Below are 23,836 nucleotides of genomic sequence, written 5' to 3' on the forward strand. Positions count from 1 at the left end.
GCATAATTGGGTGATGGGTGATGGGTGATGGGTGATGGGTGATGGGTGATGGGTGATGGGTGATGGGTGATGGGTGATGGGTGATGGGTGATGGGTGATGGGTGATAGGTGATAGGTGATAGGTGATAGGTGATAGGTGATAGGTGATAGGTGGTGGGGCAGCGCGTGTGACGGGGCGTCAAACGCGCTGCATCTATCGATAAGATTAATCGTAGATGGTCGGGATAGGCTGACGCTTGTGCTGCGTGATGGTGTAGATGTGCACAAGACGCTGCGAGACTTCCTCTGATACCGGTTTCCCTTCTAGGAAATCATCGATCTGATCATAGGTGAGGTTCAACGCGTCTTCATCGGCTTTTTGTGGTGCCAGTTCTTCAAGATCCGCGGTTGGCGTCTTTTTCACTAATAGCTCTGGGGCGCCGAGATGAGCGGCCACTTCACGAACTTGACGTTTGCTCAAACCAAATAGCGGTGCAAGGTCACAGGCGCCGTCGCCAAACTTGGTGTAAAAGCCAGTGATGTTTTCCGCTGAGTGATCGGTGCCGAGTACGAGCCCGCCCACATAGCCTGCGATCTCGTACTGCGCAACCATGCGCGCGCGCGCTTTCACGTTGCCTTTAACAAAATCCAATTTTGCTGCGTCAGTCGGTAGCAAGTCGGTGCCTTCAAGGGCGGTTTGTGTGGCGGCGTGAATACCATCCACACCCGCTTTAATATTGACGGAGACAGAATGTGTCGGCTCAATAAATTTCAATGCAATTTGGGCTTCATCTTCGTCTTTCTGTTCACCATAAGGCAAGCGGACGGCAATGAACTGGTAACCGCCATCGGTTTCCTCATTGAGTTGGTTAACGGCTAGCTGAGCCAAGCGGCCACAAGTGGTGGAGTCCACCCCTCCACTGATCCCCAGTACCAAAGACTTGCAGCCTGCTTCTCGCAGTTTGCGTTTAATAAAATCGACTCGACGTGTCACTTCAAATTCAGGGTCAATTGAAGGTAAGACACGCATCTCATCGCGAATCAACTGTTCCATTGTGTTTCCTTCCTGCAAGCAATGTATTTTCAAATTTGCGGATATTCTTGATACCCTTAAAGCGTCTAGCCGATATCATACCAATTTGAACAGATTAGAAAACTGCTACGACCGTTTAGCAGCAGAAAGGAAGAAAATGAGCCATATTGCGGTGTTTGGAAGCGCGTTTAATCCACCCAGTTTAGGGCATAAAAGCGTCATAGAGTCGTTGACTCATTTTGATAAGGTGCTGCTCGTGCCAAGTATTGCCCATGCATGGGGCAAAGTGATGCTCGATTATGCGCTGCGTTGTGAACTGGTGGATGCGTTTATTGATGATCTCTCGCTGCCTAATGTCGAGCGATCGCCAATCGAAGAAAGTTTGCTTGGCCAAGATGGTGGCGTTACGACGTTTGCTGTCCTGCAAGCGTTAGAGGCGCAATACCCTAATGCCCATTTAACTTTTGTGATGGGGCCAGACAACTTATTAAACTTTGCCAAGTTTTATAACGCCGAGGAGATCCTAACTCGTTGGTCTGTATTGAGTTGTCCAGAAAAGGTGGCGATTCGCAGTACGGACATAAGAAATGCCCTACAGGACAAGTCGCCTATTTCCCACCTGACAACAGAAAAAGTGAATCGCATATTGAGTAAAAAAGCGTATTATTGAGGGTGTATTTAGTGGTTACATAAGAGATATGAATGCGTTTTTCTCAATATATAGGGTTTTGTTTTGGTGCAATGGCATTCGCATCACAAGCATGCGATTTATACGATTATTCGTATGAAGAGAAAAACAAGCCGTCCAACTCTCTGATGTTTCACTCAGCCCAAGGCCTCTGCTTTTCGATGCTAGATGGCATCGAGTACACGGTTAAAGCGCTCGACGATCTTGAGTTCTATCTCGATGATGACAGTCGAGACTACGCCTCTTACTGGGATGATTGGGTATTGAAAAGTGCCAGCAACCCAATTTTGTCTCGCCACTTGTCATCCAACTATTTTGGTATCGGCGTGTGGATGCCTTCTGAGCTCGAAGAGAAAATAGCCACGATGAGCATGGATGAGTGGTTACGCAATCATGGTTTGCAGTTCAGTGTCGGTTTTGGTGACAAAAAAGCCGGCGAGCCAAGAATGAGGCTCGACTACCGCTGGCATGATGACTACGAAGGCGATGTGATGATGACCATCGAAGTCCCTTTGTAATCTCGCCAATGATTGTGCGCCGTACCTTTGTTCAATCCCACTTCTGATTATGTTTAGCCAAGCGATCGCCGCGAATGTGTGTGATCGTCAGCGGACTCTTGCGCTTTAACGATGGGACAGGTTGCTTAATTGATCAACCTCGCAGTGCGGACGAGAACATCGTCTACAGAGGGGCGCGCTCTTCAGAGAGTCTGGCCTTTAAATAATCGAGAAACAGTTGGGTCCGAGTGTGCTGATAATCGAGCTTTGGGTAGTACGCATACACCGTCGCTTCGTCGGCAGTGATGTCGGGCATGATCCGTTTTAACGTACCGGACTTGAGATCCTCTTTAATCATCACATCGTAAGTGAGCAAAATGCCCATGCCACTTTTGGCTGCATAAAACAGCGCCTCTGGATTGGTGGTGGCGAAATTGCCGGATAAACTCAAGCGCTGTCCTTGACTGAGCCTCACTTCACGCTGTGGGCGTTCTCCCCACATCAGAACATTATGATTGAGCAGATCGTCCGCTGAGGTAGGTTCACCATACTGCTCGATGTAGGACGGTGACGCATAGAAGGCGCCTTTGTGTTCAAACAAGGCGGAGGCTTTGAAACTCAGTGAGTTAAGCTGCTCGATTTCTCGGCTAATAAAAAGATCCAAACTCAATTCTGGCAGTTGGCCGGGGGTCGTCGTCAGCAACTGAATACGAATATCGGGATACATCTGCAAGAAATCATTGAGGTATTGGACAAGAAATTTCGACCCTATCGCCAAGGTCGCGCCAATTTTGAGTAGCCCAGCAGGGCTTTGATTGACCGAGCGCGTTTCATCGACGATCGATTGCCACTCATCTAGCTGAACTTTAGCCCGCTGATAAAAAAGTGCGCCCGCTTCGGTTTGGGTGACGGAGCGCGTGGTGCGCTTTAACAGCTGGACACCGAGGCGTTCTTCAAGCCAGTGAATGCGCTTGCTGACCGCGGAGTTGGTGGTGTTGAGTTTACGTGCAGCGGCGCTAAAACTGCCTTCGTCTACGACACGAAGGTAACTGTGTACACTTTGAATCCAATCCATACTGGCTCATTGTTTCGCTTTAGGAAGTAATGAGACCACATCTTAATAGATTACGGCGAAAACGCACGGGGTTTCGTCTGGAGTACCACTCAGTAAAGGATGTAGGTACAATGGCGCGGTTTGAATGCGATGAGAGATCGACAATGGAATACCAAGAGTTTGAAAGTTTAGTGAAAGCACTGTGCGAACAAGACAGTCTGCCACAAGCATTGGAGATGCTGAAAGCCAGTAGCGATGAAGAAGTGGCGCAGGCGGCCGAGGCATTGACGGGTCAGTTTGCTCTAGCGGAAGTCGAAGGGGAATCGCGTATTTACCATGTGACTCTGCAAGAAAACGAGCAAGGCGAAGAGCAGGAGTTCATTGAGCATGTGATGAACGAAGGGGATGAGGTGATTCGTTTTGTGGCTTGGTTCTTCGATACGCAGTTTGACGTTAAGCGTAAAGATACCTACCAAATGGCGGGTAAAACCTACCAACAACCCAAGCGCAGTTAACGACACGCAGCCATGAAGGTGACCGTTTGAGAGCAGGGTTATTTGCACCAAAATGATCTATCGCGCACTAAAATGAAACAGGAGTGCAATTAAATAAAATAAATGTGATATATCTCTTGCTTTTGTTGTTTTTGTGATTAAAATCACACTCATATTCTTTGAGGAGAAAATCATGAACAACGATCTAGCAGGTGCATACCTAGGCCAAATGATTGCAAAGCACGCCATGAACGAAATGTTTTACGGCAAGCCAAAAGCGAAAAAAGCGTCTTTTTTTAAGCGCGTACTGAACAAAATCGCTAAGTAATCTGGCACTGGCGAATCTAACGCCAAACGAACGAATAGATAATATTAAGCCCCATTTTGATGGGGCTTAATTGTTTGATCAAAACGTCAATGTGATAGCCGGTACTAGCCGTTAGAGGACTGATTTTGCATAACGACGACATTGTCAGGCACCTTGCCTAATCCTTTGTTAACAAGCCACGCCTCTAAGTTGTCAGCCCCTCCAATGTAGTGACCATCCAGCCATATTTGTGGCACGGTAACGGGCGTTTTTTCACCGATGATCGCTTTTACTTCCGGGATCATTCGATACAAAGCCGCACTCTCTTTGACCACGTCGTGATAACGATATTCGATGCCTGCTTCATCGAGCAATGCCTTCGCTTTTACACAATAAGGGCATGTTGCTTTACCAAAGACGATATTGCCGCCCAGTGTATCGTGCTCGGTCCATGCTTTTATGATCGACTGCACCAATACACCGCGGTTGAGGGCCTCCCCTTGACTGATCACTTTACCCTCGACCATCACAATTGGCGCATGCCAAGCACCGGCTTTGAGCGGCTCCCACCAATGAGAGAGCCAATCTTTCACCTCAAGTTCGACCGGCACATCGGCCAGTTCGTTGGCAAAGGTATCACTGAGAATGTCTTTGGTCAGCGTGCACTCACCACAGGGAATGTTCACTTTGAATGGTCCCCAACTGCCCGCCCAGCGATAGAGGGTTACTTTGATTGGCGCTGCCATATGTCTCTCCTAGGTACGTCGTTTTAGTCTGCTTTGTATTAAGAACGGCGAAAGCCACCTTTCATTTCAACTTGTTTTATTTAGCCGATTCAATCGAGCGTAACGTACGCTGATACAGTACCCAAGCGCAGGCACCCGCGAGGAGATTACCGATGCTCGCTCCCCAAAAGAGCCCTTGAATCCCGCCGAGATAAGCACCGACCCACAAACAGGGTAGGAAGAAGGCGAACAGTCGCAAGGCAGAGATGGTTAACGCTGTGTAGGGTTTACCCAGAGCGTTGGAAATAGAGACCATCAACATGCACACCCCCAGCGGACCTAAGCTAAATGGTACCAGCATCAAGTGCATCGAGAGGATCGATTCGACTTGATTTTCCCCCGTCATGAGATCGGCTAACAGACCCGAGCTAAGACCGGTCACCAGCGCAATCGCTAGCTGGAACAGCAAAATAAACTTAACCGCGATCGTGACGAGTTGACGGATATCCTTAATATTGCCGGCGCCGAGCAAGCGACCGACCATCGGGGGCATCGACATCGTCAATGCCAGCACTGAGACGATGGCAAAAAATTCATAGCGCGACCCCAATGCCCATGCGGCCACGGCAGCGGTGCCGTAACCGGCAACAAGCTTGGTCGCAAGCATTGAAGATAGGGGGGGAAGGAGCTGACTGACCATCGCCGGGCCCATAATATTACCAATAGAACGCACGCTGCTGAGGACGTTCAAGTCACTCCAATCAAAGCTCATCCACTCCTTGCGCAGCACTTTAGGGGCTACGACCAGAATACCGCAGCCAAAAGCAACAATGGTGGCTATTGCTGCGCCGTTAATCCCTAGGTCGAGAGTAAAAATAAACACAGGATCAAGCGCTAAGTTTATTGCGCTGGTGACCATCATCATGGTGCCGGGTAGTAGAGTATTGCCGTTGGCGCGACATATGCTGTAGAGAAAGTACAACACCGCGCCGACCCATGCGCTCGCCGCCCAAACGATCCAGTAGGTATCGATGATCGGTAAGACAGAGTCTGGTGCACTGAGTAGACTCAGTATTGGCTTGCGCAGTAGATAAAGCACGACGGCGAAGGCCGCAACCCCTACGCTACCAATGGTAAGGACTAGTCCACCCAGTTGTTTGGCGTAGCGAGTGTCGTTGGCGCCCAGTGCTTTGGCGATGACTGCTGTCGTGGCGATACCTAAGCCAACTTGGATGCCAATAATGATCATTTGGATAGGCAAGGTAAATCCTTGCACCGCGAGCGGAAGCACACCGAGTTGCCCGATGAATGCACTGTCCACTAATTGAAAACTCATTAGCGAAAGGACGCCAAACAGCATAGGCCAAGTCATGGTGAACAGTTGCTGGCCTAATGAGGCTGTTTGTGAGCTTGTCTGTGAGTTTGTCCGTGATGTAGTAGTAGCGCTGTTGGATTTTCTCTTCATGGTCACTTCATTACTGGTAAAACATGGCGACCGAGCTAGGCTCGGTCTTGGGGATCGTTGTCATCAAGTTTGTCCGCGTATCCTTTAGGCGGTGGTGTCCATCCTCGTTCTCCAGGTTCATGTTGATCCTGTCTATCGGTGGACATCGACAATTTGATTTGCTGTTCTAACTCGATAAAGAGCTTGCGATAGTTGTTGTCAAAACGTTCGCCGTGGGAATCATCTTCCCAAGCGCGATAGAGCATATCCGATTTGCGCTCTTCCACTTCTTTGTAGGCGGTTTTATGTTGCTCGACATAAAACGGATGAAAGTCTAGGGCCCTCATGGCTTGCGCGCCCATCTCTAGGGCTGAGTGGTACGTCTCTAGCTCAATGACATCAGCCCCCGCTTGACGAAGGCGATAGCCGTGTCCTCTATCGAACGCACGGGCAAGAATTTTGACATGAGGGTAGGTGTGTTTCACGTACTTAGTCAGCTCTACGCTGCTTTCGCGATTATCCATGGCGAGTATGATCATCGCCGCCTCTTCAATGCCTGCGGTATGGAGTAAATCAGGACGAGTCGCATCACCAAAATAGGCTTTGGTCTCAATTTGCCTCATCATATCCACCTGATCCGCTTGGTGATCCAGTACAACGGTGTGTACGCCGTTAGCGACCAGTAGACGATTGACCACTTGGCCAAATCGACCAATCCCTGCGATGATCACTGAACCTTTTTCATCAATCACATCGGCGTCCTGATCGTTGGCCTTCGTCTGAAAACGCGGCAAGATAAACTTATCGTAAAAGATGAATAAGCCAGGGGTGAGGAACATCGATAGCGCGACGACTAAAGAGAGCCTCTGAGCGATATCAAACGGTAATACGTGATTTTGCATACTGAAACTGAGCAGCACAAAGCCAAATTCCCCTGCCTGCGCCAAGCTGAGCGTGAACAACCAACGGTTGTTGTTTTTAATTCGAAAAGCCCAAGCAAGGAGATAAAGGATGCCACCTTTCAGTGCCATAACGCCCAGTGTTAGGCCAATAATCAGAAAGAAATCGTTAAAGAGAATTGAGAAGTCGATGCCAGCGCCGACCGTGATAAAAAAGAGACCCAGTAATAAGCCCTTAAAGGGGTCGATGTTGGATTCGAGCTCATGACGAAACTCACTGTTTGCCAGAACAACCCCCGCCAAAAAGGTGCCCAGTGCGGGGGACAGGCCAACTAAGCTCATCAACGCGGCGATACCCACAACTAACATTAGGGCCGTAGCGGTGAATATTTCACGCAGGCCGGAGCTGGCGACAAAGCGAAGCAGTGGCCGACTCAGGTAGTGCCCGCCAATGACCAACCCTGCAATGGAGGCGACAATCACCATCGCATACGCCCAGCCTGGCAGATGCGCGACCAAGCTGAGCTCTTCATGATGCTCGGCGGCATTAGCTGCCAAGTTTTGTGCTTGCTCGACCAACTCAGGTAACGCTAACAGCGGGATAAAGGCCAGCATGGGGATGACGGCGATATCTTGAAAGAGCAACACAGAGAAGGCGTTTTGCCCACCCTCTGTTTTGGATAGCCCTTTTTCGTTAAAGGTCTGCAGGACAATCGCTGTCGAAGAGAGGGCAAAAATCAGCCCTATCGCTAACGCTATCGTCCATGTGATCCCAAACCACATCGCGATGTACATGGTGGCCAGTGTCGTGAGCGTGACTTGCAATCCGCCCAGCCCTAACAGACGATTTCGCATTGACCAGAGCATTTTAGGTTCAAGCTCTAAGCCGACTAAAAACAGCATCATTACCACACCAAACTCAGCGAAATGCTGGATAGTGGTGGTCTCTTCACCGACCAAACCGATAATGGGCCCGATCACCACGCCCGCAATCAAATAACCCAGCACAGAGCCGAGGCCAAATCGCTTGGCTAAGGGCACGGCAATCACGGCCGCGACTAAATAGATAAAGGCTTGGAGAAAATAGAGGGTCATGCATGACCTCCTTGACGCAGATAGTCATTGAGTGTGGCGGCCTCTGAGGCGGTATTGATCTCCACACGGTCTGCGACCAGATCATTCAGGAGTTGGGTCCACTGTGATAAGTGAGCCGCAATCCGACCATCTTCCTTAGCAGTTCGAGCGCCAAAAAGAGCAAACGGTGGTAGGTAGGTCATGCCAGTGAGTGTCGCCATTTGTTCAATGGGATGCAGTAGCGCACGAATGGGGAAGTGATTGTAACCGTCGGTTTGGTAGGCATCTTGTTTACCTCCGGCCGATAAAGCGCAAAAAAACACCTTACCGTGTAGCGCATCGGCATCTTGCCCGTAAGCAAAGCCGTACTCAAGTACCAAGTCCTGCCACTCTTTTAAAATGGCGGGCGTGGAATACCAATAAAGCGGAAACTGGAAAATCACCACGTCGTGCTCGCGCAAACGTTGCTGCTCTCTATCTATGTTGATGTTGTAGGTCGGGTATTCCCAGTAGAGGTCGACCGCCGTGACACCTTGGCATTGCTTGGCTGCATCAAACAGTCGCTGATTGACTTCTGAACGCGCAGAAGAGGGGTGTGCGTAAAGCACCAACACTTTCTTTTCAGGCATACACAATCTCGTGTTTTTTCAGGTAAGTACCCATTTTTACAATGGTGAGCATCCATTGTGGCACAGGACCGAAAGGATAACTATGAGTGACCTATAAGTCACAGATATTAGCTTAGTGTATTTGAAGAGAATGTGTTGAAAAGGGCGAGACAACAATGGGTGTGTCGCCCGAATAGAGGATCAGTGCTGATGCTGAAGTGTCGTGACTGCGACTTCAAATGAACCCTGTTCACAATCGATAAAGAGACTATCGCCGGTGATCATCACCGACAAATCCATCGTGCGAGCGACCACATTGGCAAGCGCTTCGACGGCGTCTGCATCTAATCGGTAAATCGACGCAGGGTATTGATGGGCCTTGTTTTTACTTTGCTCCCACCATATATCGGATTTGCTATTGAACGAGTAGACGAGCACTTGCTGAGCGATTCGCGTTGACTTTTTGATTCGGTCAAGAGAGGGCTCACCCACATCGACCCAAAGTAGTGTTTGATCGTCGAGTGATTTGACCCAAAGGTCCGGTTCTTCGGTGGTAGAGAGACCTTTAGTAAAGGCTAAATCCGGTTGCCATTGTAGGCAGTACGCTAAGACGCGGGCCATCATACGAGCGGTCGTTTCTGACGGGTGCTGGGCAAGCGTCAGTTGAGTGGCATCGTACAAGTCACGATTGGTATCAGACAAGTTGATGCGAAATTTATAAATAGTGGGTTTGAGTGCCATAATGCTTCAATAAAAAAATAGCCAGCGAATGCTGGCTATTGTAATTCTTTAGTACTTGAAAATTAAAGTACTTTGATGTTCTCAGCTTGTGGGCCTTTTTGACCTTGAGAAACAACGAACTCAACTTTTTGACCTTCAACTAGAGTACGGAAACCGTCACCAGTGATTGCAGAGAAGTGAGCGAAAACGTCAGGACCGTTTTCTTGTTGGATGAAACCGAAACCTTTAGTTTCGTTGAACCATTTAACTGTACCAGTAACAGTGTTAGACATAATGTATATCCTTGATAAATCTTATAAAGCCATGACGGCACCTATAGCGTGGAAAAGGAGATTGCTATTGCGCACGACGTTAAGGCAGATATACAAGAAATCTAACGATAACGGCGAAAGTAAACAAGAACCGTTTTCTAGCTGCCTGACAGTCTAATGCTAAGTGCAACTAAGTCAATAAAAATCGGTGTAAATAATTTAGAAAAACAAATGTTTTCATTAGAATTTTGCGCTAGGTTTACTTTCGAAAATATTATCGTAGCTCGTATAACTAGTGTAACATTCGATTTCTTGGTTGAATGTGTGGCTAAGTGGCTGGTGAAATTCTGCTATTGAGTGTTTTATCAGTCAAATGAACCGTTTTATAAACCGAACAAATCAAAGAGAAAAAGGAAAAGTGATGGAAAAAAGTAAGGGCGATTTCACGCCTAGTGTGACGTTGGAGCATGATATGGGCAGAGGGGTGGTGAAAGATAACGCCTTAAAAGCACTTGTGACGAGTTCGATGTATCGAACACAAGTAGAGAAAGCGAAGAAAGGCAAAGGCAGTTCCAGTCGTAAAATGAAACACAAAGGCAAAGAGCCCTACTCCATAGCTGCCTAAAGGTGACTATCGAATAGGGCTCTTAATGTCAGAGGCCAGAGTGTTTGGCGTTAGCGTTCAATCTTTGGCGAATAGAGGGAGTATGCGGTAATCTGCCCTGCCACGATCGCTGAGAACATAAACAACGCAGAAAGCCCGATACTCGGAATGGGCAAAATTGATTGTTCAAAGACGGATTGGCCCGCGCTGACTAACACGCGGCTACCCGGAACCAAAATGATGATGCCCTGCACAATGTAGATGCTGCCCGTCAATTCCATCTTTTTCGCCAACCACGTGCCATATAAAGTGATCAGCACTGTCGTTACCCAAGTTCCGACGACCCAGCCGCTCTCAAAGCCTAAATAAAATGGCCCCCACATGCCGAGCATCGCCACCGGCAGCCCCAGCAAAATGTCCATTGGTCTTGCGTTAAAGATAATGCCGAGTGAAATCGAAATCAGAAACAGGCCACTGACGTGCAACCAAAGCGGAACTTGATTGATGTAAGTGCTAGCGGCGGCTTGCCCCCATATGGCTTCACCAATGTTGAGCCCCATGACGATACCGACAAACAGCTTAATTAACGAGAGCGCGCTTTGTCCGAGTAAGCTCGTGCCAGACACCAAATCATTGAAGGCGAGACACTCAAGGGAGTTGGCAATCGACAACCCCGGAACGAACAGCACGATGGAGGCAATACAAAGTGCCCAGACCGGTATCTGCGCCGATGTGCTGGCAAAATAGGCCACCAGAATGCCAGTCAATAACGCCGAGACAAACTCCACCGCGATCGCACGGCGAGCTTTACACACTTGCTGCGTCATCCACACCACAAAACCAAGTAGCACAGAGAGTAAAATCGCATCGATGGTACTGCCGACCAGCATCAAATAGGCCGGTGGAATCCCCATGTTCGCCAGAGCAATCACCCATTTCGGGTAACCGATAGGCTCTGGAACAGGTTCGGAGCTGGGTTGGTTAATACGAATGATGGTATTGGCCAATAAACTCAGATTGATCGACGCGAGAGGATGGCGGCGCATCACGACGGCGTTATTGTCATCCGGAAACTGATAGTTCACCGTGGTAGGCGTGGCTTGAACCATCACATCGACGTCGTGTTTACGGGCGTAAAACTTAGTGTATTTTTCTAGCTTATAAGGCGCACAGCCGCTGCGATGGAGCGTGTCTCCGATTTCGACGATTTTTTTGATTCGGTATTCTGAAGGCATGAGTGAATGACATCCGTTGGAATGCACAAAGTTGAGTGCGCGAAAGGTATCAGAGCGTGACTAGCGTGTAAATATCGAACAGCGCATTGTTATAGAGGTGGGGTAACCGATGTTTTAAAACTGATGACGCATGCGCTTATGCCAATCTATGGATCAAAAATGAAAACTAGGGTTTTGCTGTATATAAATGGCGCTACTTTTGCCTGTGTTGAAGTGATTTAGATCATAAAACAGCCACTATTTTTAGATGTAACGTTTGTTATCGACTTGTAATTTTTGTGCCGATTTATGTGTGTGAAGGCTGCAAGCCCAGGTAATGTAATCACTCCAGTAAATCTATCTGTAACAATTATTTAACCATTGTTGATTCTGGTCGGATGAGCCTATTTTGGGTCAAAAAACGCGCTTGCATTTGGTGGGGGAAAGGCGAAAATATACGCAAAATGAGTTTGCGAAAATGAAAGGAAGCTTTTTTCTAGGTTTAAAAAGCGAGGCACACAATGAAACTGTTTCTTATCCTTATGATGTCTGTATCTGCGGGCGTAGCGTCTGCTGATCACTTTCACTCTTTCTTGCTCGGTGTTTCGATTGCGACACTGGCAGTCGCAAGCTGCTACTGGTGCGCGTTTCAGCGTGTTCAATTCCCGCAATTGGCGTTGGCGATGTTGATACTCGGTTTGTTCGCGAAATTTTTTGTCGCCGCAGCGGGCGTGCTCTTCGGTGTATCACAAGGCCTAATCACTTCACCGCTGGTATTTGTGATGAGCTACCTCTACTTCTCTATCGTCGCGACGTACCTTTGGTATCGCTACCGCAACCGACGCATCAAAAATCCATTTTCGGTGAAACGAACGCTCTCCGGATCCGCAAATTGATAAGCGAAATCCACACTAAGCATCGATGCTGAGTGTTGTGACCTATTGCTAAAGCCAGCGACCAGTCGCTGGCTTTTTCGTCCTTACTCTTTTTACCTGTTGCCGTGTGATTTTTACGTCAAATCTCGCTCAATAGTAACCATTGATTACAACAGGGCTGCAAGCAGCATCAGGTTGTTTATACTCAGGTATGTGTGTTAACCCAACAGGACATTTACCGCGAAATATGAAAAAACACTCTTTGATAGCGTCGGTCTTCCTTTCTTCTTTGGCGACTGCTCAGGTAGCAGTGGCTGCTCCAACGATTGTTCCTGATGCGCCGGTGTTGGGCGCCAATGGGTATATTTTGATGGACTACAACACAGGTCACGTGTTAGTCGAGAAAAACGCCGACACCAAACTTAACCCAGCCAGTCTGACTAAGTTGATGACGGCCTATGTCGCTGGGCAAGAAGTGAAAGCAGGCAACATCTCCTTAGACGATGATGTTCGAATTAGCCAACGCGCATGGGCGAAGAACTTCCCTGATTCATCGAAGATGTTCATTGAAGTCGGCACCGACGTGAAGTTGATGGATCTCTACCGCGGGTTGATTGTTCAATCAGGTAATGACGCCAGTGTCGCCATTGCTGAGCATGTGGCAGGCAGCGAGGACGCGTTCGTTAGCTTGATGAACTCTTGGGCGGACAAGTTGACACTCACCAACACGTCCTACACCAACCCCCATGGTCTAGATAGCGATGGTCTGTTCTCCACACCTCGGGATATCGCTAAGCTCAGCCAAGCGATTATTCGTGATCTACCGGACATTTATCCGCTCTACAGCGAAACCTCCTACACCTACAACGGCATTACTCAATACAACCGTAACGGTTTATTGCGTGACCGCAGCATGAATGTCGATGGTATGAAAACCGGTTATACCAGCGGCGCCGGCTACAGCTTAGCGACATCAGCAACCAGTGGCGACATGCGTTTGATATCGGTTGTGATGGGTTCAAGCAGCACCAAATCACGTGAGTCAGAAAGCAAGCAGTTACTGAGCTACGGTTTTCGCTTCTTCGATACCATCTCGCCAACTCGAGCCGGTCAATCGGTCGCCTCACCTAAAGTGTGGATGGGTAAAACCGATACCGTAGACGTGGGTGTGGAAAAAGATGTTTTCATCACGCTGGCCAAAGGAGACGTCAACAAACTCGCCGCCGAAGTCGAATTTAGTTCCGATCTTGTCGCGCCGATTGCACAAGGCGAAACCCTAGGACAAGTCATTTACAGCATCGATGGCGAAACCGTGGCGACAGCCCCGCTGATTGCCCAGCAACCTGTCGAGGAAGGTGGCTTGTTTAAAAAGCTGGTGGATTGGTTTAAGCGCCTGCTAGCGAGCCTGTTCTAACTCACCCCTCGTTATATCACGGGCACTTTGTGCCCGCTGATTTCTCGCCAAAGATTCAAATTGCGCTAACTTCTCTCTGACATCGTTTTGACGCGCTGCGCGGACAATACCGCCTTATTGACTCAACTTTACTATCGCGACCATTGAACAACGAGAGCAGCATGGAATTTACCGAACAAGACAGAGAGGCGATCTACACGACTTGGATGTCACAAAAATCGAAGATGCGCCTAACGCAAATGGAGTTTGCGAAGAAACTGGGCATGAACCAACTGAGCTTCTCGCGCGTGCTGCGCGGTGAGGCGCCGATGACAATGCCTTTTGTCACCAAGTTCTGTCACTTACTTCACTTAGACCCCAAATTGGTGGTACCCAGCTTAAAAGAGCGCAGTGACCAGGGACCGAAAATTGTCTACTTGCAGAGCCGTATGAGCGTTGATGGCGAAATCCAAAACGCCTATATCGAAGGCAATCAAGTGATTGTCGAATACGCACATGTGGTGCGAGAAGGGTAGTCATGTTAGGGTATCGCGCGACCCATTTATCCAAACAGCGCACTCTGGTTACCCCACCATGCTTGAAAAAGAAAACCTCATCAAACTGGCTCGCACCCCAATGCCTTTTGGCAAATACGCGGGCCGCATGCTCATTGACCTACCTGAAGAATACTTGCTGTGGTTCGATAAAAAAGGCTGGCCAAACGGTGAGCTTGGTCAGTTATTGAAGCTGTGCCTCGCACTCAAAATTGAAGGGTTAGATAGCGTGGTAAAACCGCTAAAGCGCCTATGATTTGCCGCAGATACTCCCACTTTAACGACAAGAAACCGTATGAAACTTGATATCAACGCACTGAAACACCACCAACTAGTCGAAGATGGTCAATTGGAGGGGTGTTACATTCATCAACCTGCTAAGGGCAGTCAGCAAGACGACCAAGCCGTATTGGCCGAGCGCCAAGCACTAGAGAATATGGGATATAAGGTCGTCCAGGTACAAACTAAAGGCCGTACCACAACGTTTTCTGAAGCCATGCAAGAGCTAGCCAAGAAGACGGCCAATCAGTCTAAGTAGTTAGCGACAGTGCCTATCGTTGTCTGAATGGATATCACTATGCGCTGACCCCTTCGTGCTCGGTAGATTGGGAAGGTAAACCCATTAAATTGCCTTCTTTTCCACTAATTGGTCGAGAATTGAACTGGCTTTCTCTCTAAACAAATCTCTCAATAAACGAACCGTTGGCGTGATTGACTGTCTGCTAGGGCAGACCAACCAAAGTTCGGTTGGTGTGGGCTTATAATTGCGCATAATACTGACGACACGCCCATTCAGAAGGTCATCGGACATATCGAGACAAGACTTAATTGCGATCCCTTTCCCTGCAACACACCAGCGTCTCACTAGGTCCCCATCATTTGAGGCCCTGTTACCCTTCAGCTTTACCTTGTGAGTAATACCTTGATCGCTAAATTGCCACTCATTTTGCAAGACATCATGTAGCTGATAAAACAGTGCATTGTGTTGTAGCAGATCATTGGGGTGCGTCGGCGTTTGATGCTCAGATAAATAGCTCGGGCTTGCACACAATACCCTAGGTACATCGCAGATCTTAAATCCATACATATTGGCATCAGTTGGTGACCCATAGCGCAATGCCAGATCAACAGAGTCACGATAAAAATCAATAGTGCTATCACTGATGTTTGAGCGCAGTGATACATTTGGGTATTGGCACAAAAACTCATCTAACCAATACGTGACAAGGTTTCGGCCTAAATCAGAGGATAGGGCGATACGAATCTCACCATGGATAGTGCCTAATTCCTCGTGTAGGCTCATTTTGGCCTGTTCAAGTTGCTTTAGTGCTTCCTCACACTTAGGTAAGTAGCGCTCTCCAGCAGGCGATAGTCTCAAGTGGCGTGTAGTGCGCACAAAAAGCTCGACACCCAAAGAGGCTTCTACGCGCTTTACTGCAGCACTAGCTGTCGCGGTGCGCATATCTAAATTGGTTGCCGCTGCGGTGATACTACGAAACTCCGCCACTTTCAAAATCACCTGTAAATCTTCCAAGAGCATAACGAGACCTTTCCAGTCCAGAGAGGACAACATTGAGGTATGAGTTAAACCATATATAGCAATGGAGCGTTTTGAGCAATCTATTTTCAAAATATTTTTGAAAATAATTCAATTTATCACCTGTTTTTAATGGTAAATGATTATTCTACTATACAAACGAACCGAAACACGCCGCCAAGTGTAGTGGTCACGCTACTATCAAATGATTTTTGATACTGCTTAAAAAATGAAAGGATAAACCTGAAAGTTACTGTATCTATACTAAATGGTATAGCAAGCTCTTTTGCTTTGGAAGGAGTTTAACTTTTTGTTTTGTATGATTTTTAATGCGTTGATATATAAAGGAAGCAAACATGACTAAATTAACTATTGTTGCAAATATTGTGGCGAATGAAGATAAAGTTGAGCTGGTAAAAACAGAGCTACTCAAGTTGATTGACATTACTCGCTCGGAGGAAGGGTGCGTTAATTATGACTTACATCAAGACAACGAAAATCCAGCTCATTTCTTGTTTTTCGAAAACTGGGCATCCCGTGAACTGTGGCAAGCACACATGGGGAACAAACACCTAGCCGATTACCTGGCGGCAACAGAAGGAGCCGTAGCGAGCTTTACCATTAACGAAATGACTCAAATCGCGTAATTCTGTATTGGGAGCACGTTGGTTATTTGTCGTAGCCCGTTCTCCAGAGTATCCCATTAAGGTATATCGAATGAAAAACATCAAACCACTTCTAGCAATTACGATTGCGGCTATCTTAAACACTGCGCAAGCCGCGGATATTGAAGTTGTCGCCCAGCTCAACGGAACACGTCCAGGAAACATCACGGTTACTGAACAAGGCCGCACATTCCTATCTATGCAACCTCTAGATGGACCTCAATACCGTGTTGTTGAGCTGATGAAAGATGGTTCAACAAAACCTTTTCCTAGTGAGGATTGGGCAAATGGTCCCGAGATTGGCGAGGTCGGTTTGTCTTCGGTGATTGGTATTGATAGTACAGACGACGGTGTCGTTTGGATTCTCGATATGGGCAGTGCTGAAGCGCCAGCGCAGATTGTTGCTTGGGATACGGAAAAAAACACCTTGTTTAAGCGTTTAGAGATAAGCAAAGATGTGACAGTTGGCAACTCTTTCCTGCAAGACTTTGCTTTAGATACAAAACGCAACCAGATGTATATTGCGGATACTAGCCTTGGAAATCTATTTGGTGAGCCGGCACCAGCTTTTATTGTGGTGGATCTAGAAACTGGTAAGTCTAGACGCGTGCTTGAATCATATAAGGCTTTACTATCACCAGAGTATGATGTGGTAATTGATGGCTCATTGATGGGGACGAAGCGCGAAGATGGTTCATCGGATGCACTCTACCTTGGACTAAATCCTATCACAATTGATGCGGCGAACGAATGGGTCTACTTCGGCACGGTTAATGGTAGCGCTATCTACCGGTTACCAGCGGGCGCTCTTGCAAACGAAAATCTGACTGACATAGAGCTAGCTCACTCCATTGAGTTCTATAACGAAAAACGGCCGAGTGACGGTATGATCATTTCGGAAAATGGAGATATTTATGTGGGCGATGTTGAGAAAAACGCCGTGAGTATTGTAACCAGTGAGAATTTCAAGACATTTGCACAAGACGATGAATTGCTCTCATGGGCGGATGGCTTCTCCATTCACGGGGGCTACCTCTACATTACGCAAAACTCCCTGCACCTAAATCCTGCTCTGAATGAAGGAGAGGAAGGGGCAAGCAAACCGTTCCACGTTTTACGCATCAAACTATACTAGTGAGTTGTCACTACTCCCTCCACTATTAAGCGTATGCTCTTCGCCATAACATACGCTTTTTGTTTTGGTTGCCACTCTCGTCCATTAAAATTTATTTGGTTATGCAATGACCTTTTTGTACTAAGCAGTAGAGCCCTTTGATTTTCAAAAATTAATTGAATGTGACTAAAAGATTGGGCGCTTTATCGCGAATATCAGAACGCTATCATTAAGCTGTCCAATTAAAGGAGAATGAACAATGTCAGTCCCAAATACAATGAAAGCCATTGGCTTTACCCGATCATTAGCAATTACCGAGAAGGAAAGCTTGGTTGAGTTTGATACAAGTATTCCTGAACTAAGAGAGGACGATCTTCTCGTCAAAGTGAGTGCTACTTCCATTAACCCTGCAGATGCGAAAATTCGTATCCGTAATGCAAAAGACAAAACTCTAGCGCAACCCAAAGTACTCGGTTACGACGCAGTTGGTGAAGTGATTGCTAAGGGTGGCAATGTTTCAGGCTTCAACATAGGTGATCGTGTGTATTATGCAGGTGATGTAACTCGTATGGGCGCTAATGCTGAATACCAAGTAGTCGACTACCGAATTACCGCTCACGCACCACATAGTCTTTCTGATGAGTCTGCGGCAGTGATGCCATTGGCGACATTGACCGGCTGGGAAGCTTTGTTTGATCGTCTGCGTATTCGTCCAGAAGAAAAGAAATCGATCTTGATTATTGGTGGTGCGGGGGGCGTTGGCTCAATAACTATTCAATTGGCGAAACAGCTCACTAATCTGACTGTGATTGCTACGGCTTCAAGGCTTGAGACAGAACAATGGGTAAAGGGCATGGGCGCTGACCACGTTGTCAATCACCGTAATCTAGTAGAATCTGTACGTGAAAAGGGCATCGAACATGTTGACTACATCTTCAATGTGGCTGATACCAAAGGTCATTGGGATGCGATGGTCGAGCTAATTGCTCCACAAGGCATGATCAGTTCAATTGTAGAGTTCGATGGTGGTGTCGATCTCTCTGCACTACAAGGTAAATCAGCAGGCTTTGTCTGGGAGTTAATGTTTACCCGCTCATTGTTTAACACTGACGATCTTCAGAAGCAGCAAGAGATTCTCTTCCAAGTTGCGAACTTGATCGATGCAGGGCGTATTAAGTCGACACTTACCACAACATTGAAGGGCTTCAGTGTCGAGACGTTCAAAGAGGCACATCAACGCATAGAAAGTGGTGCTTCAATTGGCAAAACTGCAATTAAATATTAAATCAGCGCTAGATACACTGAGTGTGTATGACTGATTGTTGACAAGACTGATTAAGCGGAAAAATCATTATGAAAAGTCAAATTATCAAGGATTTAGAGCAACGGTACACAGCAAAACGTTACGACAAACATAAACGCATTCCCCAAGAACAACTGAATATTATTTATGAAGCGATTCGTTTGTCTGCGTCATCAATAAACTCGCAACCTTGGAAATTTATTGTTATTGAAAGTGATGAGGCAAAAGAGCGTATGCATCGCACGTTTAGAAATAAGCATCACTTCAATCAGCCCCATATTAAGGCAGCCTCTCATATTATTCTGTTTGCGCATAACCCTAGCTATACCCGTGAAGATTACGCGAAGGTTGTTGATAAAGGAATTGCTGATGGGCGAGTCTTGCCGGAGAATCGAGAGCAAGCGTTTGGTAGTTTCGCATTTGCCGAGCTAAATACCCATGGTTCCGGCGATACCTCTGCTTGGACCAAAGCACAAACCTATTTGGCATTGGGTAATACATTACATGTGTTGGCTCGATTAGGAATCGACTCTACTACAATGGAAGGCGTAGACTCTGCATTAATCAGCGAAGAGTTTTGCCGAGAACTGGGTGGGTATCAATGTGATGTCGCACTGGCCATGGGTTACCACCATCAAGAAGAAGACTATAATGCAAGTTTACCTAAATCGAGGCTGGCTCTTGATTCAGTGTTAACGGTGCTATAGGCCACAAAAGCATGAGTGAGATTTCATCACCTCTCATGCTTTCCCGCTGCGTCTCCTTGCTATACCATTGTTTTGGGCAGATTGATTAATGGATCGTTGAATTACAAAATTATCCACATCCTTCTGTCCCATCACAATTCAGAAGTTATTCCACTAGCAGCGCTTTTATCTTTGGCATCACCTCTTTTGTGGCGAGGTACCCGGCTTCAATAGCCTGCTCTTTTTCATCAAATGCACTGCTGCTGCTTGGCTCAAACTTTGGGGCAATGATGATGTCTGCACTATTTAGCTCTTGCTGAGATAACCGACAGCTCTGCATGCGAAAAGTAGCAAGGGTGACCCTGCTTGCCTGTGCGTCAGGAGTCGGTTGATTGTGGCAAAATATATCGACTGCAATGATCTTTTGTGCGCCTAACTCTCTTGCCGCATCGACAGGAATCACGCTAAGAACACCACCATCAACCAGAATATCTCCTTGGTGCTCAATCGGGACAAATGCCCCAGGGATTGTTGATGAGGTTTGCACCGCGTTACCGGGATTTCCGGAACGAATCATCACGACTTCTTGCGTTGTGAGATTGGTAGCGGTAACGGCGACAGGTATTGGCATATCAGTTAAGTCATCATAGTCAACTTGGCTATTTATCCATTCAGAGAGTCTTTTCCCATTAACTAACCCTCTCGAAGACACCACAAAATCGGCCAGATCTAATATGCCAATCTCTTCAATTGCCGTTTCCATTTTCTCAACGGTCATGCCCGATGCATAGAGGACCGCCGCGATTGAACCTGCGGAAGTGCCGCTCACCACTTCTGCTTTTACCCCCTCTTCTTCGAGCGCTTTAATAACCCCAAGATGCATAAACCCTCGAACACCACCACCGCCAAAAGCAATACCGAGTTCATGTTTATCAGGTACTGGGGTCGTTACTGCGTTAAGGTCTTCGTAAACATTAGCAGAAGAGCAAGCCACTAAGCTGGCTGCTATGACTGAAAACATTAGCCTCTTGAACATCAAATTTTCCTAAACTGTGTAATCGTCATCGTCTGAACCTCTGTCATCTTGTTGAGCTAGTTACTTCTATTTGCAAGCTGCGATCGGAGCGAGTATCGTCAATAATAGTTAACTATATCTCTCAAAAGGTTTGCTCAAATAGGTCAAATACTCTTTAAAAAATGCCTATTTGTATCACCACGGCGATTGAGGCACAAAATGAAACAGAGAATTAAACAAATAGTAGAGAGCCGGATTGTTGAAGATGGCATGGTCGAAACGGGCATCAAAGGTGTTAGTTTGTTTCGAGTGACGCACTCGATACCCTGTGCACCTGCGGTATATGAACCGACGGTGATTGTTATTTTGAGTGGTAAGAAAGAAGCGATTCTCGACGGCGATCATTACGTATATGACAGCAGTCAATATATGTGCTGTACAGTCTCACTACCCGTCGAAGCGGGGACACCTGAAGCCTCTCCAGAAGAGCCTTTGCTAGGCGTTTATATTTCTCTAGATACCAAGGTTATGACTGAACTGGTGATTGAAATGGAGAGTGCCGTCAGCGCGATAAAACGACCAAAAAGTGGCTCGCAACCACCTAGTATGTCACTGGCTAATTGGGATGATACCTTTTCTGATGCGCTACTTAGGTTACTTCAATTGGGCGACAGTAGTATCGATACCGCTATCTTGGGTGAAAGCCGTCTGCGGGAATTCTACTACGCAGTGCTGAAAGGCGATGCTGGTATTTCTGCAAGAAGAGCGTTTGGAATTGGAAACGAAATCGCGAAGGCGATCGAGTACCTGTCACTGAACCTGAGTAAGAACGTCACTATTGATGAACTCGCTTCTATCGTTTGCATGAGTCGTGCAGTTTTCCATCGTAAATTCAAACAAGCAACTCGTATGTCCCCTATCCAATTTATGAAGTCTATGCGCTTAAACAAAGCCGCTATGAAGATAGCAGGAGGGATGGGCGTTAACGAGGCTGCAATGGCGGTAGGGTATGTGAGCTCTTCTCAATTCAGCCGTGAGTTTAAACGTATGTATGGCCAATCGCCTAAGCAATGGAGTCAAGCCAAGGGCATGATTGAGAATATTGCGTAGTTAGCGAATTATTAGATAGTTTAAAATGCCTATTTGATACAAATAGGCATTTTTTAAAGAGCAATTCGCCTATTTCCTGTTCTGGGTGATAGATATAGTAATTCCACTGCGTCAGTGAAAGGTGACTTGCCGTGAAAAAAATTATTCTATCTATAGGAGTCAGTATGGCACTTGCTACTACAACCTTTGCTAAGGACATCAATGAGGATCTTTACCAACTGGAAAATACGGTTCATGACATGGAAGGTAATGTCTATCGAACGGTGACCATCGGTGATCAGGTCTGGTTAGCTGAAGGGCTGAGAAGTACCAAGTTCCAAGATGGTTCGGCTGTTAGCTCTGGCGTCATTCCAAAAGATGATGAAGCTAACTTGTTGAAATATGGTCGACTATACAACTGGCATGATGTCGCTGATGAGAGAAACTTATGTCCTGAGGGTTGGAGAGTTGCGACAGATGAGGACTGAAAAAAGCTTGAGCGAAGCATTGGCATGCCTGAAGAGGAAGTTCACCAAGAAGGTTGGCGAGGCGGTGACCAACAGCTTGGCTTACAGCTAAAAAAGGCACAAGCTGACGGGCCATTTAAAAAGGTGGATCAGTCTTTAGTCAACAAACATAACTTCTTTGCCAGACCTGCTGGTGTTAAATGGAATGGCTTTTACATCACAGAGGGAGCTTATACCGAGTTTTGGACTGCCGATAGCGCATCTGACGCTAAAGGTATCATTCGCACATTGGCTTACTCTTGGTGGAATGCGCACAAAGGCGAAATTCGTCGTGCGACCAGCTCAAAAGATTATATGTTCAGTGTTCGCTGCGTAAAAATTTAAATTTGATCCAGAAGTTTTCTTCACTATATCAATAGCGCTTTCATTGTAGTTCTTCTATTTCTACTCGGTACTCGATATGACATATTCTTCAATTTTAATTACCGGCGCAAACTCTGGACTTGGGTTTGAGGCTGCTAAACAGTTTGCTCAAAGAAAAGGTATTTCAAAAATTATTTTGGCATGCCGAAGTGAAGAGCGAGCGGAACAAGCGCTTCAGCAGTTGGAAAAACTCACAGGCAAGAACATTTTCGAAACATTGATTGTAGATGTAAGTGATTTAGAGTCCTGTCGAAAAGCAGCTGAAAATCTTGATACCCAAGTCGATGGCATTGTACTAAATGCTGGTGGTGCAGGCGGTTCTGAGCCTACAAAACTTACAAAAGATGGTGTTATTTTTACCTTCGCAGTTAATGTATTAGGGAATATCCATTTAGCGGAACGTTTAATGAATAACGGGAAGTTAAACACTAGGGGATCGGTCGTGTATGTCGCCAGCTTTGCAGCAAGAGGAGCGCCTGAGATTGGCGCCGCGAAACCGCCGATTACAGAAGGATCGATAGAAGAGTGGGTATCGGTTGTAAGTGGAGAAAAATTTGCCCAAAACAAGGCGTATACTGACCACTATGGTTCGGTAAAACTTATGGGTGCCCTATGGACCATGAGCATGGCACGCAAACATCCGAACTTTAGGTTCGTCACTGTTGATCCAGGAATGGCAGCGGGTACATCGGGGGCAGATGCTTTCCCTTGGTATCAAAAATGGGCAACCAATGCCACAATGAGAGTTTTGCAGTTCTTTGGTAAAGCACATTCTGTTGAAGTGGGTGCCAAGCGTTATGTGGACGTGATGCTAAATACAGAGGATTTTGAGACTGGTATTTGGTGGGGCAGTGAAAAAGGGTTAACGGGAAAATTAGCCAACCAAGCAATACATTGGCCGGAAATTATTGGTCAAGAGTCAGTCCAAGATAATGCAAATACCGTTATTCATGAGTTTATAAAGTAGAAGTTTTAGTGTGAAATTATTCAGAGAACTCAAACAAATTTGAGCTATTGGATTAAAAAATCAATAGCTTCAACTGACGGGTTATTGAGTCCCAAGCCCTAGAAAAACAGAGCAACTGCTAAGTCACTCATATTAC

The 23,836-nt window shown here is 46.8% G+C and carries 28 protein-coding genes and 1 pseudogene; 17 read left to right on the forward strand and 12 right to left on the reverse strand.

Annotated elements, in window-relative coordinates:
- Both AC6R0L_RS15050 and nadE read right to left on the reverse strand, forming a co-directional pair.
- A partial coding sequence (locus tag AC6R0L_RS15050; RefSeq protein WP_500629620.1) for a hypothetical protein occupies window positions 1-182 on the reverse strand: 182 nt, incomplete at its 3' end.
- A gap of 23 nt (window positions 183-205) precedes the next feature.
- Window positions 206-1,033, reverse strand: a complete 828-nt coding sequence (nadE, locus tag AC6R0L_RS15055) for an NAD(+) synthase (RefSeq protein WP_500625492.1) — start codon at window positions 1,031-1,033, stop codon at window positions 206-208.
- 136 nt (window positions 1,034-1,169) lie between these two features.
- Here nadE and AC6R0L_RS15060 point away from each other — a divergent pair, with 136 nt between their 5' ends.
- A complete protein-coding gene (locus tag AC6R0L_RS15060; protein WP_500629621.1) occupies window positions 1,170-1,682 on the forward strand; it encodes a nicotinate-nicotinamide nucleotide adenylyltransferase in 513 nt (170 codons plus the stop codon).
- A gap of 32 nt (window positions 1,683-1,714) precedes the next feature.
- On the forward strand, window positions 1,715-2,218 hold the full coding sequence (locus AC6R0L_RS15065; RefSeq protein ID WP_500629622.1) for a hypothetical protein: 504 nt from the start codon (window positions 1,715-1,717) through the stop codon (window positions 2,216-2,218).
- A 163-nt stretch (window positions 2,219-2,381) separates the two neighbouring features.
- Here AC6R0L_RS15065 and AC6R0L_RS15070 read toward each other — a convergent pair whose 3' ends face one another.
- Window positions 2,382-3,272: a LysR family transcriptional regulator gene (locus AC6R0L_RS15070; RefSeq protein ID WP_500629623.1), complete on the reverse strand. Its 891-nt coding sequence runs from the start codon at window positions 3,270-3,272 to the stop codon at window positions 2,382-2,384.
- 143 nt (window positions 3,273-3,415) lie between these two features.
- Between AC6R0L_RS15070 and AC6R0L_RS15075 the strand changes: the two genes are divergently transcribed.
- The gene (locus AC6R0L_RS15075) at window positions 3,416-3,766 is read left to right on the forward strand and encodes a hypothetical protein (protein ID WP_500625495.1); all 351 of its coding nucleotides are present in this window, start codon (window positions 3,416-3,418) and stop codon (window positions 3,764-3,766) included.
- Between the two features lie 172 nt (window positions 3,767-3,938).
- On the forward strand, window positions 3,939-4,073 hold the full coding sequence (locus AC6R0L_RS15080; RefSeq protein WP_500625496.1) for a hypothetical protein: 135 nt from the start codon (window positions 3,939-3,941) through the stop codon (window positions 4,071-4,073).
- A 104-nt stretch (window positions 4,074-4,177) separates the two neighbouring features.
- Here AC6R0L_RS15080 and AC6R0L_RS15085 read toward each other — a convergent pair whose 3' ends face one another.
- The 6 genes from AC6R0L_RS15085 to AC6R0L_RS15110 form a co-directional block, all read right to left on the reverse strand.
- Window positions 4,178-4,798, reverse strand: coding sequence for a glutaredoxin domain-containing protein (locus AC6R0L_RS15085; protein ID WP_500629624.1), 621 nt, complete (start codon window positions 4,796-4,798; stop codon window positions 4,178-4,180).
- A gap of 76 nt (window positions 4,799-4,874) precedes the next feature.
- Window positions 4,875-6,149, reverse strand: a complete 1,275-nt coding sequence (locus AC6R0L_RS15090; protein ID WP_500629648.1) for an MATE family efflux transporter — start codon at window positions 6,147-6,149, stop codon at window positions 4,875-4,877.
- Window positions 6,150-6,277: 128 nt separating this feature from the next.
- Complete coding sequence (locus tag AC6R0L_RS15095; RefSeq protein WP_500629625.1) at window positions 6,278-8,215, reverse strand: monovalent cation:proton antiporter-2 (CPA2) family protein; 1,938 nt, start codon at window positions 8,213-8,215, stop codon at window positions 6,278-6,280.
- Window positions 8,212-8,823 (reverse strand): NAD(P)H-dependent oxidoreductase, encoded by a 612-nt coding sequence (locus tag AC6R0L_RS15100; RefSeq protein WP_500629626.1) that lies wholly within the window; start codon window positions 8,821-8,823, stop codon window positions 8,212-8,214. The genes AC6R0L_RS15095 and AC6R0L_RS15100 overlap by 4 nt, the downstream gene beginning before the upstream one ends.
- Before the next feature lie 180 nt (window positions 8,824-9,003).
- Window positions 9,004-9,543, reverse strand: a complete 540-nt coding sequence (locus AC6R0L_RS15105) for a YaeQ family protein (RefSeq protein WP_500625501.1) — start codon at window positions 9,541-9,543, stop codon at window positions 9,004-9,006.
- A 62-nt stretch (window positions 9,544-9,605) separates the two neighbouring features.
- On the reverse strand, window positions 9,606-9,815 hold the full coding sequence (locus AC6R0L_RS15110) for a cold-shock protein (RefSeq protein WP_038204438.1): 210 nt from the start codon (window positions 9,813-9,815) through the stop codon (window positions 9,606-9,608).
- 400 nt (window positions 9,816-10,215) lie between these two features.
- On the opposite strand from AC6R0L_RS15110, the gene AC6R0L_RS15115 reads away from it, so the two are divergent.
- Window positions 10,216-10,419: an alternative ribosome-rescue factor A gene (locus AC6R0L_RS15115; protein ID WP_500629627.1), complete on the forward strand. Its 204-nt coding sequence runs from the start codon at window positions 10,216-10,218 to the stop codon at window positions 10,417-10,419.
- 50 nt (window positions 10,420-10,469) lie between these two features.
- On the opposite strand, the gene AC6R0L_RS15120 is transcribed toward AC6R0L_RS15115, so the two are convergent.
- Window positions 10,470-11,633, reverse strand: a complete 1,164-nt coding sequence (locus AC6R0L_RS15120; protein ID WP_500629628.1) for a threonine/serine exporter family protein — start codon at window positions 11,631-11,633, stop codon at window positions 10,470-10,472.
- Between the two features lie 500 nt (window positions 11,634-12,133).
- On the opposite strand from AC6R0L_RS15120, the gene AC6R0L_RS15125 reads away from it, so the two are divergent.
- The 5 genes from AC6R0L_RS15125 to AC6R0L_RS15145 all read left to right on the forward strand — a co-directional run bounded on the left by AC6R0L_RS15125 (window position 12,134) and on the right by AC6R0L_RS15145 (window position 14,972).
- On the forward strand, window positions 12,134-12,508 hold the full coding sequence (locus AC6R0L_RS15125; protein WP_334553352.1) for an NADH:ubiquinone oxidoreductase: 375 nt from the start codon (window positions 12,134-12,136) through the stop codon (window positions 12,506-12,508).
- 226 nt (window positions 12,509-12,734) lie between these two features.
- Window positions 12,735-13,901 carry a serine hydrolase gene (locus AC6R0L_RS15130; protein ID WP_500629629.1) on the forward strand — a complete coding sequence of 389 codons (1,167 nt, stop codon included), beginning with the start codon at window positions 12,735-12,737 and terminating at the stop codon, window positions 13,899-13,901.
- Between the two features lie 161 nt (window positions 13,902-14,062).
- Entirely contained in the window at window positions 14,063-14,416 is a 354-nt protein-coding gene (locus AC6R0L_RS15135; RefSeq protein WP_334553355.1) for a helix-turn-helix domain-containing protein, read from the forward strand.
- A 58-nt stretch (window positions 14,417-14,474) separates the two neighbouring features.
- Entirely contained in the window at window positions 14,475-14,690 is a 216-nt protein-coding gene (locus AC6R0L_RS15140) for a DUF3820 family protein (RefSeq protein ID WP_500629630.1), read from the forward strand.
- A gap of 39 nt (window positions 14,691-14,729) precedes the next feature.
- Entirely contained in the window at window positions 14,730-14,972 is a 243-nt protein-coding gene (locus AC6R0L_RS15145; protein WP_500629631.1) for a hypothetical protein, read from the forward strand.
- 84 nt (window positions 14,973-15,056) lie between these two features.
- Here AC6R0L_RS15145 and AC6R0L_RS15150 read toward each other — a convergent pair whose 3' ends face one another.
- A complete protein-coding gene (locus tag AC6R0L_RS15150) occupies window positions 15,057-15,974 on the reverse strand; it encodes a LysR family transcriptional regulator (RefSeq protein ID WP_500629632.1) in 918 nt (305 codons plus the stop codon).
- A 353-nt stretch (window positions 15,975-16,327) separates the two neighbouring features.
- On the opposite strand from AC6R0L_RS15150, the gene AC6R0L_RS15155 reads away from it, so the two are divergent.
- The 4 genes from AC6R0L_RS15155 to AC6R0L_RS15170 all read left to right on the forward strand — a co-directional run bounded on the left by AC6R0L_RS15155 (window position 16,328) and on the right by AC6R0L_RS15170 (window position 19,760).
- The gene (locus AC6R0L_RS15155; RefSeq protein ID WP_500629633.1) at window positions 16,328-16,618 is read left to right on the forward strand and encodes a putative quinol monooxygenase; all 291 of its coding nucleotides are present in this window, start codon (window positions 16,328-16,330) and stop codon (window positions 16,616-16,618) included.
- Between the two features lie 70 nt (window positions 16,619-16,688).
- Window positions 16,689-17,771, forward strand: a complete 1,083-nt coding sequence (locus AC6R0L_RS15160) for an L-dopachrome tautomerase-related protein (RefSeq protein ID WP_500629634.1) — start codon at window positions 16,689-16,691, stop codon at window positions 17,769-17,771.
- Between the two features lie 238 nt (window positions 17,772-18,009).
- On the forward strand, window positions 18,010-19,035 hold the full coding sequence (locus AC6R0L_RS15165) for a zinc-binding alcohol dehydrogenase family protein (protein ID WP_500629635.1): 1,026 nt from the start codon (window positions 18,010-18,012) through the stop codon (window positions 19,033-19,035).
- A gap of 68 nt (window positions 19,036-19,103) precedes the next feature.
- Window positions 19,104-19,760, forward strand: a complete 657-nt coding sequence (locus tag AC6R0L_RS15170; protein WP_500629636.1) for a nitroreductase family protein — start codon at window positions 19,104-19,106, stop codon at window positions 19,758-19,760.
- 145 nt (window positions 19,761-19,905) lie between these two features.
- Here AC6R0L_RS15170 and AC6R0L_RS15175 read toward each other — a convergent pair whose 3' ends face one another.
- Window positions 19,906-20,775 carry a patatin-like phospholipase family protein gene (locus AC6R0L_RS15175; RefSeq protein WP_500629637.1) on the reverse strand — a complete coding sequence of 290 codons (870 nt, stop codon included), beginning with the start codon at window positions 20,773-20,775 and terminating at the stop codon, window positions 19,906-19,908.
- A 198-nt stretch (window positions 20,776-20,973) separates the two neighbouring features.
- Between AC6R0L_RS15175 and AC6R0L_RS15180 the strand changes: the two genes are divergently transcribed.
- From AC6R0L_RS15180 to AC6R0L_RS15190, 3 genes and pseudogenes are all read left to right on the forward strand, one after another.
- Window positions 20,974-21,864, forward strand: coding sequence for an AraC family transcriptional regulator (locus AC6R0L_RS15180; RefSeq protein WP_500629638.1), 891 nt, complete (start codon window positions 20,974-20,976; stop codon window positions 21,862-21,864).
- 239 nt (window positions 21,865-22,103) lie between these two features.
- Window positions 22,104-22,694: pseudogene (locus tag AC6R0L_RS15185) on the forward strand (fibrobacter succinogenes major paralogous domain-containing protein).
- A gap of 76 nt (window positions 22,695-22,770) precedes the next feature.
- Window positions 22,771-23,700, forward strand: coding sequence for an SDR family NAD(P)-dependent oxidoreductase (locus tag AC6R0L_RS15190; RefSeq protein ID WP_500629639.1), 930 nt, complete (start codon window positions 22,771-22,773; stop codon window positions 23,698-23,700).
- The last annotated feature ends 136 nt before the right edge of the window (window positions 23,701-23,836 follow it).

It is taken from the genome of Vibrio sp. R15-SG3-ISO1A (assembly GCF_059833955.1).